Source organism: Sphingomonas oligophenolica (genome assembly GCF_039522915.1).
GTDB classification, from domain to species: Bacteria; Pseudomonadota; Alphaproteobacteria; order Sphingomonadales; family Sphingomonadaceae; genus Sphingomonas; species Sphingomonas oligophenolica.
In genome coordinates this window covers 20,868-35,348 of record NZ_BAAAEH010000021.1, presented here as the reverse complement: position 1 = coordinate 35,348, position 14,481 = coordinate 20,868, and the positions used below count along the sequence as shown (strand labels likewise).

At 65.8% G+C, this 14,481-nt stretch carries 13 protein-coding genes; 6 read left to right on the top strand and 7 right to left on the bottom strand.

Going from position 1 to position 14,481, the window contains the following annotated elements; all coding sequences use genetic code 11:
- Positions 1-612: 612 nt before the first annotated feature.
- Positions 613-2,481: a hypothetical protein gene (locus tag ABD050_RS10845; protein ID WP_343889343.1), complete on the bottom strand. Its 1,869-nt coding sequence runs from the start codon at positions 2,479-2,481 to the stop codon at positions 613-615.
- A gap of 276 nt (positions 2,482-2,757) precedes the next feature.
- Here ABD050_RS10845 and ABD050_RS10840 point away from each other — a divergent pair, with 276 nt between their 5' ends.
- From ABD050_RS10840 to ABD050_RS10830, 3 genes are read left to right on the top strand one after another with little or no spacing between them, the layout of a single operon-like run.
- Positions 2,758-4,719: a hypothetical protein gene (locus ABD050_RS10840; RefSeq protein ID WP_343889342.1), complete on the top strand. Its 1,962-nt coding sequence runs from the start codon at positions 2,758-2,760 to the stop codon at positions 4,717-4,719.
- On the top strand, positions 4,716-5,051 hold the full coding sequence (locus ABD050_RS10835) for a hypothetical protein (RefSeq protein ID WP_343889341.1): 336 nt from the start codon (positions 4,716-4,718) through the stop codon (positions 5,049-5,051). The genes ABD050_RS10840 and ABD050_RS10835 overlap by 4 nt, the downstream gene beginning before the upstream one ends.
- A 1-nt stretch (position 5,052) precedes the next feature.
- Positions 5,053-7,560, top strand: a complete 2,508-nt coding sequence (locus ABD050_RS10830) for an Hsp70 family protein (RefSeq protein ID WP_343889340.1) — start codon at positions 5,053-5,055, stop codon at positions 7,558-7,560.
- A 12-nt stretch (positions 7,561-7,572) separates the two neighbouring features.
- Here the strand turns inward: ABD050_RS10830 and ABD050_RS10825 are convergent, their stop codons facing one another.
- From ABD050_RS10825 to aroQ, 6 genes are all read right to left on the bottom strand, one after another.
- Entirely contained in the window at positions 7,573-7,911 is a 339-nt protein-coding gene (locus tag ABD050_RS10825; protein ID WP_343889339.1) for an arsenate reductase family protein, read from the bottom strand.
- Positions 7,908-8,576 (bottom strand): hypothetical protein, encoded by a 669-nt coding sequence (locus tag ABD050_RS10820; RefSeq protein ID WP_343889338.1) that lies wholly within the window; start codon positions 8,574-8,576, stop codon positions 7,908-7,910. The genes ABD050_RS10825 and ABD050_RS10820 overlap by 4 nt, the downstream gene beginning before the upstream one ends.
- A gap of 18 nt (positions 8,577-8,594) precedes the next feature.
- Complete coding sequence (locus ABD050_RS10815) at positions 8,595-9,824, bottom strand: MFS transporter (RefSeq protein WP_343889337.1); 1,230 nt, start codon at positions 9,822-9,824, stop codon at positions 8,595-8,597.
- A gap of 90 nt (positions 9,825-9,914) precedes the next feature.
- Positions 9,915-11,267 carry an acetyl-CoA carboxylase biotin carboxylase subunit gene (gene accC, locus ABD050_RS10810; protein ID WP_343889336.1) on the bottom strand — a complete coding sequence of 451 codons (1,353 nt, stop codon included), beginning with the start codon at positions 11,265-11,267 and terminating at the stop codon, positions 9,915-9,917.
- Between the two features lie 6 nt (positions 11,268-11,273).
- Positions 11,274-11,744: an acetyl-CoA carboxylase biotin carboxyl carrier protein gene (gene accB / locus ABD050_RS10805; RefSeq protein WP_343889335.1), complete on the bottom strand. Its 471-nt coding sequence runs from the start codon at positions 11,742-11,744 to the stop codon at positions 11,274-11,276.
- A gap of 35 nt (positions 11,745-11,779) precedes the next feature.
- Positions 11,780-12,214 carry a type II 3-dehydroquinate dehydratase gene (gene aroQ / locus ABD050_RS10800; RefSeq protein WP_343889334.1) on the bottom strand — a complete coding sequence of 145 codons (435 nt, stop codon included), beginning with the start codon at positions 12,212-12,214 and terminating at the stop codon, positions 11,780-11,782.
- 111 nt (positions 12,215-12,325) lie between these two features.
- On the opposite strand from aroQ, the gene thiS reads away from it, so the two are divergent.
- From thiS to ABD050_RS10785, 3 genes are all read left to right on the top strand, one after another.
- Positions 12,326-13,330 carry a sulfur carrier protein ThiS gene (thiS, locus tag ABD050_RS10795; RefSeq protein WP_343889333.1) on the top strand — a complete coding sequence of 335 codons (1,005 nt, stop codon included), beginning with the start codon at positions 12,326-12,328 and terminating at the stop codon, positions 13,328-13,330.
- A complete protein-coding gene (locus tag ABD050_RS10790) occupies positions 13,330-14,142 on the top strand; it encodes an alpha/beta hydrolase (protein WP_343889332.1) in 813 nt (270 codons plus the stop codon). The genes thiS and ABD050_RS10790 overlap by 1 nt, the downstream gene beginning before the upstream one ends.
- A 156-nt stretch (positions 14,143-14,298) precedes the next feature.
- Positions 14,299-14,469, top strand: a complete 171-nt coding sequence (locus ABD050_RS10785) for a CsbD family protein (protein ID WP_343889331.1) — start codon at positions 14,299-14,301, stop codon at positions 14,467-14,469.
- The last annotated feature ends 12 nt before the right edge of the window (positions 14,470-14,481 follow it).

Sequence of the window (14,481 nt, the reverse complement as noted above, 5' to 3'; positions counted from 1 at the left end):
TCCGCTGTTTTCCGCGATTATTTTTTCGTCGCTGTTATGTTGGAGTTTCCAGGTAGAATCCCTTCCCGTTATCAATAGCTTGGCTGAGTTTCCGCTGTTATCGAATAACAGCGGAAAAACAGCGGCGGAACAGCGGCATTAACAGCGGGGATAACAGCGACGGAACAGCGGGGTGTTGGAAATAACAGCGGCGCGCCATCGCCAGATATAAATTCGTCATGTCAAAGAGCGAGGCGGCGCCGGCGCGGCGTTTCGTCCGCTGGTTGTGTTTCCACACTCTCTGACAGGATTTGAATCGGCTCGGTCGATCGTGAGGTCAGGGTGCCCCAATCGAGTCAAAGCCAAGTCGTCGGCCGGGGCCCCGTCCGGGGCGATCTGCGGCGGGCGCTGTCGAAGAGGCTCGAGCCCGAGCCCGACCGCAACATCGTTCCATGCGGGGTTTCTCGGTCGACCAGGTTTGGCGTCACGTCGATATGAAACTCCTCGCGAGGATGGAGGCGCGCGGTTGGCGCTCTCCCATGAGTATCAGCCATCGGCGAACAACGAATGCCGGAAGCAGGCCCGGCATGACGGTCCGAGTGGCGGCGATCTCAGCCCGCCCTGTGCCTCGCCTCAGTTCACCTGGGCCTGGATGCTGAGGGTGAAGCTGGGCGGCGTGCCGGTCGACCCCGCCATCGTTCCTTTCGGATTGAGGCAGACGAACCTGACCGCGGCATCATAGGCCGATGTCGGCGTGTAGGTGCAGCCGGCGAAGGTGGTCGGCGCGGTCGCCGAGCTCGAATAGCGGATGTCGGTTCCGGTGGTGAAGGTCAGCCCGCTGGTCGGCGACCCCTGGGTGAAGATCGGCGAGGATGAGGTGCCGACCCGCAACTGGGCCGGCAATGTGTCGATCAGCCATACCGAATTGTTGGTCACGGTCGAAGGCCCGGTATTGGCCACGGTGAAGGTGTAGCGGACGATCGCGCCCGGCAGGAATTTGGGGTTGATGGTGCCGTTTACCGGATCCGATACCAGGGTCGAACTCTTCAGGATGGTCAGCTGCGCGTTGGCGGCCCGCTTGGTGTTGGTGATGGTGCAGGTGACGATGTCGCCGAGCGACGGCGTGATCGTGCCGCCGGGGCTGGACGGCAGCGTCGTCGTCGATCCGGCATTGGCATTGGTACAGGCCATGGTCGCGGTATATTGATTGAGAACGGTTGTCCCCGCGACATCCTCATAAAGAGTATAGGCAGTGCCGGCGGCGACCTGGGTCTGCGCTGTCGTGCCATTGGTGACCGTCGCGCCGGTGCCGGTGGTGGTGGTGGTGGCGACGTTCGTGGCGCCCTGATCGATATCGAGCTCGAACTGGTCAGTCGAAAATTGGCGGCCGGAGGCGGCCAGCGCCTTTTTCAGGGTCAGATGCGGAAACGTCACTTCCGTGTAGGTACACTGCACTACGTCGCCATATTGGAGCGCGCCGAAGCTGTAGGACGAGGTGATGACCCCGCTCGGCAAGGGCGTGCTCGAGCCGGCGCTATTGGTGCAGGTGAGGGACGAGCGATAGTGAGTCAGGGCACTGACGCTGCCGCTCGCCATTGACTGAATCAGCGTCACCGGAACGGCCGACGCAGTCGCGAGTGCAGCGGCGGTGAACGGCCCGAGGCTGGTGCCACTGGTCGCACCGGCGGCGAGCGCTGTTCCGGTCGTGGTCGAATTGATCGAAAAGGCGAACTGATCCGCCGCGTTCAGCCGGATCCCCGAGATTTGCGTATAGAGCCGGATCGAGGCGTAGCGCACCGCGAACATCGCGCCCTCCAGGCCGCCGCCGACCAGTGTCGTGGTCACCGTGGTGGGCGTGCTGGTACCGCCGATATAGGCGCCTACCGTGCCGGTAGCGCCGGTTTCAGTGAAGGTGTTCGTTCCAATGCCGCTCAAGGTGGGATAGGTCGAGCCGGTAATCGGACCCACCTGGTCGAGTTGCACCCAGTTGCCGCCATTGGTCTGGAAACTGAGTGTTTCGCCATCATTGGTGGATTCGCCGTCGGCTGCCACGATCATGTACTGGCTGCCGCCGGTGGCGCCCGGCGGCGGCGTCAGCCTGATGTTCGACATGGTGATGGTAGCCGACGTGCTGTTGGTGAGCTGGTATAATACCGGCTGGCCAGCGATGCCGAGAAAGGCGGTGTTGCCGATCGCCGCGCCGGACCAGGAAGGCGCCGCCACTGAATCGAGCGCCGCCGTGGACGTGACCTTCAGGTTGAAGCTCATCACCGTGCCGTCCTGCAGCGTGAGGCTGAAATTCTGGCCTGAACCCGAGCGTGCGGTAGTGTCGTTGTAGGTGGAGAAGTCGATCCAGCAATAGGTCTGCCAGCCCGATGGCCCGGTTGACCCTTGCGAGGTTGCGATGGAGCAGTTCGCGGCCATCGCGGCGGGTGCGAAGAACAGCCAACCCAGGACAACGAGCAGCGTGGCCGCACATTCTTTCAGACGCTTGCTTGTCATTGGCGAGGATCAGTTCCGCGGTTTGCCTCTTAAGGGAAACACCCTAGGCGGAAAGGGTTGTTCTCCAGTTAATCAAACCCGATCCGATGTGCAGGCGGCCTGGCCGCATTTGCTGTTGCTTGTCCCGCAGCGGGAATGGCTGGAGACCCTGCGCAAGAATCGAGCGAACGGTGAGGGTGGCAAAGACCCCGCTCCAAGGGCGTGCAGTAACCTTTCTTCCATCGCTTTGCTCTAACGGTCGACGGCGCTGCGGCGTCATGCTGCGAGGGGAGTGGCATGACCTTCATGTGGCGGAACCGTGCGGGTCCTGGTGCGGAGGACGCGGATCAGGCCGATCCCGCCGCTGAAGCAGCGGCGATCGGCCGGCTGCGTCGTGTCGTGAACCGGGTCGAGCAGGTCGAGCCGCCCGCGGCGCCGACCGAGGCCGCGCCCAGCCGATTCGCCGCCACCGACCTGATGGCGAATGCCTTTGCAGTGCTCGGTGTCGACCTCGATGCCTCCGCGGAGGCGATCAGCGACGCAGTCGACACATTGTCGTTCGAGCCCGGCCATGATCCCGAGGCGCTCAATGCCGCTCGCGCCAGGCTCATGTCGGCGCGCGATCGGCTGGCGGAGGAGCTTGGCTGGCTGCCCGAGCCATCGCCGGCGTTGCGTGCCCAGTTGCGCCCCGCCCTGGTGGCCGGCGACGTCGTGGCGGTCACGGCGGTGCGCGACGCCACGATCGGCCTTGCGCGCCTCAATCTCAGCCTGGCGCTCGCGATCTGCCTTCCCGGCGAGATCGACCGGGCGACGCGAGTCCTGGTCGACGGCCAGGCATGGGACACGAATGTGACGCTTGGCCTGCTCGGCGAGGCCCGCGCCCGCGCCGGGTTTCGTGCGATTGACGACGACATCTTCGATCGCGCGATTCAGGCGCGCGCCGCGGCGATGGCGCAGGCGCTTGCGCCGTTGTTCGCTGCCTCCACGACAGCGCGCACCGCGCTGACCAAAGCGATGCAGGCAGCGCCGCCGAGCCTTGCCGGCTTCGGCGCCATGTTCCTCGACGAAGTGATGCGTTGTTATGCCGCCGCTATCGATCCGGCGCTCGAGCAGGCCCAGGCGCGCATCACAGCCGCGACCGAGGCGCTGATCGCCCGCCCGGGCGACCATGCCCAGGCGACTGCGCTCACCACGTCGTTCGACCTGTGGTCGAGCCTTCGCCGCCCGATCCAGGTCCATGAAGCGGCGCGGGGGCTCGACGACCCGGCATCGGCCAGGATTTTCGAGGCGGTCCGCGGCCTGACGGTCACCTTGTCCAACGATCACAACGATTACGACATCGCGCTCCGGCTCGCCCGGGCGCTGATTTCGTCCTTCGCGCTCGTCCCGTTCCATCGCGCCGCGCTCGAGCGCGAACTGCCGACGCTCATCGGCAATGTGTCGGGCAAGAGGCTGCGCCAGCTCTGTGCGAAGGCGCTTGCCCATTACGCCGTCTTCGCGCGGGAAGTGCAGGCCGGCGGGCTGGGCGGAACGGCCGGCCTTGCCGGCCAGCTCGCCTCGATCTTCGCCGATTCGCTCGAATCCAGCCCGGATAATCGCGGCGCTTTTTTCATGATCGTGCGCGGCCTCGCGGTCGATCTGTTCAATGATCTTCGTGACCGCCGCACCGCCGTCGCGGTCGCGCAATGGCTGTTGTCGCAGGGGCCGCCGGCCAAGGAACGCGCGCAACTCGAAAGCGACCTTGCTCAGCTCGGCGGCCAGCCCATGGGCAGCGCCGCACCCATTGAACCAGTGCCGAACCCCGGCGGCTTCGGTCGCGCGAACCGTTGCGGAGCAACCGCCCCGGCCGCGCCGCCGCCATGGGTCCGGCCGCCCGATGCCGTACCCGAATGGCAACCGACACGCAGCCGCCGGAAGCGTGGCTCTTCCGGGCTGGCGACAATCGTCATCGCGTTCTTCGTGCTGATGTCCTTCTGCTCGCGCCCGCACACCCCGCGTCACACGAGCTGGGTCGATCAGCACGACAATTCGAGCCACTATATTCCGCGCGCGCCGACGCCCTATCGCGGCGTTGACGATGCCGTCGCCGAGCGGATTCGCGCCGATAATGAGCGGCTCCGAAGCGGCCAGGGCGAAGAGCCGGTGATCGTGCCGGGCCAGCCGATGTCCGATGCCCAGCCGCTGCCCCCGACGCCGCTCGATCCGAACCAGAGCACGCTCCCCCCGGATCCGAACCGGGTGCCGGGAGCGACTCGATGACCGCTCCGCTCGCCGCGCTCGCGGTGCATTATTGGAAATTGTGCGCCGCCTTTGATCGCGAGCTTGGCTTCATGAACGCAGATCGCGCCCAGGCCGGCGAGGCGCAGCTCCGCTTCGCGCGCCGCAAGCTCGACACGATCCTCGCCGAATCCGGCCTGCGGATCGCGACTTATGACGGCGCGCCCTTCACGGCGGAGATTCCGGCGAGCCCGGTCAATGCCGAGGACATCGCCGACGGCGCTTCGGCAATCGTCGAGGCGACCATCGAACCCACGGTGACCGGCCCCGAGGGCGTTCTGGTCGCCGGCAAGATCCTTCTCAAGGAAGCCTGACATGTATCTCGGTATCGATCTCGGCACCTCCAATTCGGCGATCGTCGGCAATCGCGGCGGGCGGCTCGAATTGTTCAAGGCGATCAGCGGCGAGGATGTGCTGGCCTCGGTGGTGATGTGCGACCGGCATGGCAGCCGCTATGTCGGCAAGCGCGCCTATGATCAGCTGCGCACCGCGCCCAAGGGGATCGCGGCCCGCTTCAAGCGGCTGCTCGGCACCAGCACTGTCCTTCCTTTCGGGCCCGAGGACGGCACCATCACGCCCGAGGATGCCAGCGCCGAGGTGCTGCGCCAGCTGCTCAAGCAGGTCCGCGCCGGCACCGGCGATGCCGTGTTCGAGGGCGCGATCGTCACCGTGCCGGCCGCGTTCAACCAGATGCAGTCCGAAGCGACGATCCGGGCGGCGCATGAAGCGGGGCTTGAACAGGTCGGCCTGCTGCAGGAGCCGATCGCCGCCGCGCTTGCCTGTATCGAGCGGCCGGAATCGCGCAACGGGCTGTTCCTCGTCTATGATCTCGGCGGCGGCACGTTCGACGTCGCGCTGGTGCGCGCGATCGACGGCGCCGTGTCGATCGAGGCGCATGAAGGCATCAACATGCTCGGCGGCAGCGATTTCGATCGCATGCTGATCGATTCGACCGTGCGCCCCTGGCTCGCGAAAGAGTTCAAGCTCCCCGAGGACTGGCAGAAGAACCCCGATTATCGCCGCCTCCTCGCGCTCGCCACCGCCAATGCCGAACAGGCCAAGATCGAGCTGTCGAGTGCGCGCGAGGCGATCATCTTCGTCTCGGAACATGATGCGCGGGCAACCGACCTCGCAGGACGCGAAATCTTCGTCGAGGTGGTCGTGACGCGTGACGATCTCGAGGCGCTGGTATCGGACAAGATCGACCAGTCGATCGAGCTGTGCCGCAAGGTCATCGCCGACAATGGCTACAAGAGCGAGGACATCGACAAGATCGTCCTGATCGGCGGCCCCTCGCGCATGCCGATCGTCCGCGAGCGCGTGCCCGATGAGCTCGGCGTCGCGACTGATCTCGACATCGATCCGATGACTGCGGTGGCGCGGGGCGCGGCGATCTATGCCGAGAGCCGCGAATGGACCAAGGGCGAGGCCGCCGGCAAGCAATCGCGCGTCCGCCATGACGCTGGCGCCGCGGTCTCCTATGATTTCGAGGCGCGCACCACCCGCGAGCGCGCGCGAATCCGGGTGACGGCGTCAGGCGAAACCACCGGGCTTCGCGTAACCGCCACCGCCAGCGACGGCCGTGATTATGGGGAGCGCGCGGTTGCCGAGGGGCCGATCTACATCGTCCAGCTCGGCGACGGCGAGACTCGGGTCGTCATGACCGTCGTCGATGCCGAGGGCCGCCGCGTCGAGGACGCCTGCGCCGAGCTGACCATCACCCGGGTCGCCGCGGTCGCCGCCGGCGCGCCGTGCACCAGCACGATCGCCGTGAAGGTCGAGGATGGCGACGGCACGCGCGCGATCAATGTGCTCGAGCCACTGCTGCGCAAGGGCGAGACGCTGCCGCGCCAGGGCACCAAGGCCCTGCGAGCCGGGCGCCGGCTCGATCCGGGCAGCCCCGAATGGATCGACGTCGAATTGTTCGAACAGGCTGAGGGGGTTGCCGAGCCAGAGGCGAATCTGCTGATCGGCTCGTTCAGGCTGAGCGGTGAGGATCTGCCTGCCTATGCAGCGCCGCTGAAGCCGGGCGAGCAGGTCATCCTCCACTGGTCGGTCGATGACAGCCAGCTGATCCGCTGCTCGATCGAGCTGCCCGAACAGGGGCTGCATTTGCGCGATCACAGCTTCTACGCAGACGATCTCGCCAGGGTCGATTTCGCACGGCACGGCCATGAATATGCGTCCCAGGCGCTGATCACCGCCGACAAGCGGTTGGACGACCTTGCCGAGGCACAGCGGGGGCAGTGCGCCGCCGAGATCGCTGCGCTGCGCCGCAGGGTGAACGATCAGCTGGCCCGGCTGCAGATGGTCGACGATGCCGACGGCTTCCGCTCGATCGCCGAGGAGGCCCGGCTGATCCGTCAGGAAATCTCGCGGCTGCGCCACCGGCCCGATCTGCGCGCCGGAATCCTCGCTGCCGATCTGGCCAAGGTCGAGGCGGATTCGCGGTCGCTGACCGCGCTGCTGTCAGTCGAGCATCGCGCCCAGATCGCGCAGCAATATGCCGCCGCCCAGGCAGCCCTCGCCGACGAGCGTTTCAGCGTCGCCGAGCGCTCGATCGAGGCGATGCGCGCGATCCTCACGTCAATGCTGCTTCAGCAACCTGAATTCATTCTCGGCCAGTATCGAAGGATCCGCGAGGAACGCCATGCCGCGACCGACATCGCGCGGTTCGATCACCTCGTGCAGCGTGGCGACGCGGCGGCGGCGACGCGCAATATCGGCGAGGTCCGCGCGGTGATCGGCGAGATGTTCGGCATCCTGTCGCTCGGGTCCGAACCGACGAGCGACATCGCCGCGCTGGCCGGGCTGCGGCGCTGAGCTGACGAGGCTTCAGAGAATCTCCCGCACCTTCTCGGGCGGCCGGCCGAGCCGCACGCCCTTCTCGGTCTCGACCAGCGGCCGTTCGATCAGGATCGGATCGGCGATCATCGCATCGAGGATGGTGTCGCCATCGGCATATATGAGCGCCCGTGCCGCGTCCTCGGCCATGCGCAGGCCCTGGCGCGGCGTCATCCCGGCGCGCTCGTACAAGGCGGCCAGCGTCGCGCGCGCGGGCGGGGTCTTGAGATACTCGATCACCTCGACCTCGACACCCGGCGCGCCTTGCAGGATCGCCAGCGCCTCGCGCGATTTCGAACAGCGCGGATTGTGCCAGATTCTTGCCTTCACGCCTTGATCTCCCGTGTCTGGCTCACCCACCAGGCGAGCGTCGCGAGCAGCACATAGGCGGCGAGCCCCATGATTGCGAGCGACGGCGGCGGTGGATCGATCACACTTTTCGGTTGCGCGGTCAGCCAGTTGACCGCCTGCGCCACTGCCATCATCGCGGCGAGCAGCGCGACCGGCAGCCACGCCCTGGCGCTGGTGGCGCGCGTTCGGCCGAGGAAGAAAGCCAGGCCGCCAAAGGCGAACAGCAACTCGAGCGGTATCTCGATCGCAGGATGATTCCACAGGCCAAGCCCAAGCGGCGGCGGGCTCCCGGCGATCGTGAGGTCGGGGCGGTGAACGAGCAGGTCGATCAGCCAGTGCGAGAACACCACGGCACCGCCGATCAACGCGGCGATACTGCTTCGCTGCCAAAGCCGGACCAGCAATGCGAACCCCGCCGACCAGGCGAGCGCGCCGACCAGGCTGTGAGTCCAGGGCATGTCGTAGAGGTCCATCGGGTTCATCGCCGTGATGCCGGGCACCAGCCGCATATGCTCGATGCCGACCAGCAGGAACGAGAAGAAGGCGAGATCGACCAGCTGGGCGGCGACGAACAGCGTGCCGAGCTTCGGTGCCCTTCGCGATGTCGCCGCAACGAACGATGCGCCGTAATGGCCGATGAACATGTGCGACCTCCCCTCGCGCTACGGCGCCTTCGCCTCCTCGACGAAATCAACGTCCCGCCGTTCCGGCCCAAGCGCAGTCCAGATCACCAGGACGACCGCCGTGACACCGGCGACCAGCGCCAGCGCGAGCCCGTAATTGTCGCCATGCGCCTCGGCGAACCCCGCCTGGAGCGGGCCGTTGCGCGAAGCGATGAGGTTGCCGAGCTGATAGGCGAAACCAGGGAACATGCCCCTGATCAAAGCCGGCGACAGCTCGTTGAGATGGACCGGGACGATTCCCCAGGCGCCCTGCACCGCGACCTGGAGCAGGAACGCGCCGAGCCCGAGCAGCAGCGGCGTCTCGCTGAACGCCCAGAGCGGGATCGCCGGCAGCGCGAGCAACGAGGCGATGATGATCGCCTTTTTGCGCCCGATCCGTTCCGACCAGATGCCGAAGGACAGACCGCCGACGATCGCCCCGAGATTCATGACGATGGCCAGGAGGCCGGTCATATGGGTGTCGAAATGGTGCTGCTTCTGGAGGAAGGTCGGATAGAGATCCTGGGTGCCGTGGCTGAAGAAGTTGAACGCGGTCATCAGCACGATGACATAGAGTGCGATCTTCCAGTGGCGGGCGAGCTCGCGGAACGCGTTGACCTGCACCTGGCCGCGCCGTGCCTCGAAGGCGGGGCTTTCATGGACATGCATGCGGATCACGAACACGAGCAATGCCGGCACCACCCCGATCATGAACATGCCGCGCCAGCCGATCTGATCGAAGAACAGGAAATAGGCGAGACTGGCGAGGAAATAGCCCGACGGATAGCCGCTCTGGAGCAGCCCGGAAACGGGGCCGCGCAGCTTGGGCGGGATCGTCTCCATCACCAGGCTTGCGCCGACGCCCCATTCGCCGCCCATCGCGAAGCCGAACAGGCCACGGATCAGCAGCAGCATGCCGAGCGTCTGCGCGAAACCCGACAGGACCGAGAAGGCCGAGAAAAGCAGGATGACGATCATCAGGATAGGCCGCCGCCCGAACCGGTCGGCGAGCCAGCCGAAGAAGAAAGCGCCGAACGGCCGCGCGGCGAGGGTGATGAACAGCGCCTCCGAGACTGACTTGATGTCGGTCCCGAATTCCTTCGCGATGGCCGACTGGAGGAAGACGAGCAGGAAGAAGTCGAACGCATCGAGCGTCCAGCCGAGATAGCTCGCCCAGATCGCGCTGCGCTGCGATTTCGTGAGCGAGTTCAGGTCTGCGGCCAGGCTCATGCATCATCCTCCATCAAGCCGGGCGCTTTCGAGCGCCGTTCCCCGACCTAGCTTAGAAGGGCGCGACGGTTACGGGAAGCGGACGAAGGGCTAATCCTCCTGCTTCGCCAGCCATTCCTCGAGCCACTTGATCGTGTAATTCCCCGCCTGGAAATCCGGGTCCTCGATCAGGGCCTGGTGCAGCGGGATGGTCGTCTTCATCCCCTCGATCACGAACTCCTCGAGCGCGCGGCGCAGGCGGCGGATCGCGCCCTGGCGGGTGGTGCCGTAGACGATCAGCTTGGCGATCATCGAATCATAATAAGGCGGCACGCGGTAACCGGCATAAAGCCCGCTATCGACCCGTACGTTCATGCCGCCCGGCGCATGATATTGCTTCACCAGCCCGGGCGAGGGCGCGAAGGTGCGCGGGTCCTCGGCATTGATGCGGCACTCGATGGCATGGCCGCGGAACACCACGTCCTGCTGGCGCAGGGTCAGCGGATGGCCCTCGGCGACGCGGATCTGCTCGCGGACGAGATCGAGCCCGGTGATCATCTCGGTCACCGGATGCTCGACCTGGAGCCGCGTGTTCATCTCGATGAAGTAGAATTCGCCATCTTCCCACAGGAACTCGATCGTCCCGGCGCCGCGATAGCTCATATCGGCCATCGCCCTGGCGACGATGCCGCCCATCCGCTCGCGGTCAGCGGGGCCGAGCACGGGGGAGGGGGCTTCCTCGAGCACTTTCTGGTGGCGGCGCTGCAGCGAGCAGTCGCGTTCGCCGAGATGGATCGCATTGCCGTTGCCGTCGCCGAACACCTGGAATTCGATATGCCTCGGATTGCCGAGATATTTTTCCATATAGACGGTCGCGTCGCCGAACGCCGCCTTGGCCTCGTTGCCGGCCTGCTGCATCAGCGTCTCGAGCTGGTCTGCGGACGTGCACACTTTCATGCCGCGCCCGCCGCCGCCCGAGGCCGCCTTGATGATCACCGGATAACCGATGGCGCTCGCGATCTTCTTCGCCTCGCCGAGATCGCTGATCGCGCCGTCGGAGCCGGGCACGAGCGGCAGGCCGAGCGCGCCGGCGGTGCGCTTCGCTTCGACCTTGTCGCCCATCGTGCGGATATGCTCGGGCTTCGGCCCGACGAAGATGATGCCATGCGCCTCGACGATCTCGGCGAAGCGCGCATTCTCGCTCAGGAAACCATAGCCTGGGTGAATCGCATCGGCATGGCTGATCTCGGCCGCCGAGATGATGTTGGCGATGTTGAGATAGCTTTCGCCGGCCGGCGGCGGGCCGATGCAGATCGCCTCGTCGGCGAGCCGGACATGCATCGCGTCGCTGTCGGCGGTCGAATGCACCGCGACCGTCTTGATGCCCATTTCATGGCATGCGCGATGGATGCGCAGCGCTATTTCGCCGCGATTGGCGATCAGGAGCTTCTTGATTTCAGCCATTAGGGCTTACTCTACGACCACGAGCGGCTGGTCGAATTCGATCGGCTGGCCGCTCTCGACCAGGATCGCCTTCACCGTGCCTGCACTGGGCGCGAGGATCGGGTTCATCACCTTCATTGCCTCGACGATCAGCAGCGTATCGCCGGCGGCAACCGCCTTGCCGACGCTGATGAACGCGGGCGCGCCTGGCTCGGGCGCGAGATAGGCAGTGCCGACCATCGGCGACCTGACCGCATTGACGTTCGCAGCCGGCGGCGCGGCTTCGGGCGCTGCCACGGTTGCGGCGGGGGCGGGCGGCGGCGCGGGCGCATAATGCACCGGCGCGGCGGTTGCCGCTGCCTTGCGCGCGATGCGGATTCGACGGCCGCCATCCTCGACTTCGATCTCGGTCAGCTGGGTCTCGTCGAGCATCTGCGCGAGCTGGCGCACCAGCTCGACGTCGATTCGCATCGGATCTGAATGTATTTCGTCGGCCATGCGACCTTGTTCTCCCTTATTAAGGGTGCGTCCTGTCAGAGACGGGCGGCGGCTTCAAGCGCAAGCAGATAGGAAAGCGCCCCGAAGCCCGCGATGGTTCCGTGTGCGACACGACCGACATGGCTCAGGTGCCTGAAGGATTCGCGCGCGTGCGGGTTGGACATATGTACTTCGATCACCGGCGTCTTGATCGATTTGACCGCGTCGTGAATTGCGATCGAGGTGTGGGTATAGGCGGCTGCGTTGAGGATTACCGCCCTGGCCCCGATGGCTTGCGCCTCGTGAAGCCAGTCGACGAGATGGCCCTCGTGATTCGATTGCCGCATGTCGATCGCCAGCCCTAAGTCGCGCGCGCGATCTTCGAGCTGCCCGGCGATGTCGTCGAGCGTATCGGTGCCGTAGATTTCGGGCTCGCGCAGGCCGAGCAGGTTCATGTTCGGGCCGTTGAGGACGAAGATGGTGTCGGCCAAGGAGGGAGCCTTTCGGTTGCGGGGTCGCGCGTGTCGTCCCTATATGACCGCGCACCGGCGATCAAATCGGGCGTCGCGCCCGCTCGCCCGAACCGATATTGGGAATCATGAATGCATAGCGACGGCACCGTCTCGATCACCGTCAATGGCGAGCACCGCCGCGTGTCTGCAGGGCTGAGCCTCGCCCAGCTCGCCGCCGATCTCGGTCTCGTCCCCGAAAAGGTCGCGGTCGAGCGCAATCTCGAGGTCGTGCCGCGCTCCACGCTCGCGCAGGTCTGTGTCGAGGATGGCGACGAGCTCGAGATCGTCCATTTCGTCGGCGGCGGCGATCATGCCCGCCCGGTCGACGGCGACAGCTGGACGGTCGCCGGCCGGACCTTCCGCTCGCGCCTCATCGTCGGCACCGGCAAGTACAAGGATTATGCCCAGAACGCGGCCGCCGTCGAGGCGGCCGGTGCCGAAATCGTCACGGTGGCGGTGCGCCGCGTCAATGTGTCCGATCGCAATGCGCCGATGCTGACTGACTTCATCGACCCGAAGAAGATCACCTATCTCCCCAACACCGCCGGCTGTTTCACTGCCGAGGACGCGATCCGCACGCTCCGCCTCGCCCGCGAGGCCGGCGGCTGGGATCTGGTCAAGCTCGAAGTGCTCGGCGAGGCCAAGACCCTTTATCCCGACATGGTCGAGACGCTGCGCGCCACCGAGATCCTCGCCAAGGAGGGCTTCCTGCCGATGGTCTATTGCGTCGATGATCCGATCGCGGCGAAGCGGCTCGAGGATGTCGGCGCGGTCGCGGTGATGCCGCTCGGCGCGCCGATCGGATCGGGGCTCGGCATCCAGAACCGGGTGACGATCCGCCTGATCGTCGAAGGCGCGAGCGTCCCCGTGATCGTCGATGCCGGCGTGGGGACCGCCTCCGACGCAGCGATGGCGATGGAGCTGGGCTGCGACGGCGTGCTGATGAACACCGCGATCGCCGAGGCGAAGGACCCCATCCTGATGGCGGCGGCGATGAAGGCCGGGGTCGAGGCGGGCCGCATGGCCTATCTCGCCGGGCGGATGGGCAAGCGCCGCTATGCCGATCCGTCGAGCCCGCTGGCCGGGCTGATCTGATGACGGCCGGGAGGCGCCTTGCTGCGGCATCGCTCGCCATTGCGCTGGCAGGCTGCGGCAAGCCCGACGTGACCTACGACAATGTCGCGACGCAGAAACAAACCGACACGGCGATCCCCGCGGCCGCGTCGGTACCGGTGCAGCTCAAGGCAGCTGACGGCGTCACTGTCTTCGGCCGCTATTATCGCGCTGAGCACCCCAGGGCGCTGATCCTGCTGTTCCACCAGGCCGGGTCGAGCAAGGACGAATATGCGACCATCGCGCCGCGGCTGGTCGAGGCGGGCTACAGCGCGCTGGCGATCGATCAGCGCTCCGGCGGGAGGCTGTTCGGCCCCAACGAGACTGCCGCAAACGCACCGCACAAGCCGGGTGAAAGCGAAGATGCGGGCTATCCGGCCGCCGAAGCCGATCTCGAGGCGGCGCTCGCATGGGGCGCCGAGCAGAAGCTGCCGGTCATCCTGTGGGGCAGCAGCTATTCAGCGGCATTGGTCTTCGATGTAGCGGCGCAGAATCCGGGCAAAATAAGGGCATTGCTGGCCTTTTCGCCCGGCGAATATATGCCCGACAAGCATTTCGTCGGCCACGCCGCCTCCGCGCTGAGAATCCCCGTCTTCGTCGATTCAGCCGCTGATCCCAAGGAGATCAAGGCAGCCGGTGCAATCGCTGATGCCGTGCCCGGCGGCCGCGCAACGCATTATGTGCCGGTGGCTGGCGTCCACGGTTCCTCCACCTTGATCGCGGCGAAGAACCCGAAGGGCGCCGATGCCAATTGGGAGGCGGTTTTTGCCTTCCTGAAAAGGGTCGCGCCTTGATCGTCACGCCCTTTGCGTGTCGGGATCGCTTTATTTCAGATACTTGGCAGGTCGGATACCGACCATAGCCGGAACCGCCGCCGCGCTCGACCGTTTTATATCCGGAAGCGGCAGGCACCGGCCATCGGTGCGGCAATCGGATCAAGGAACAATGACATGGGCGAACTCACCGACAAGATCAAAGGCAATGTCAACGAAGCCATCGGCAAGGCCAAGCAGCAGAGCGACAACCCCGCCACGCGCGACGAAGGCGCCGGTCAGGAACTGAAGGGCAAGGCCCAGCAGTTCGCCGGCAAGGTGAAGGGCGCGCTTGGCGACGATATCTGAGCGCCGTACCTT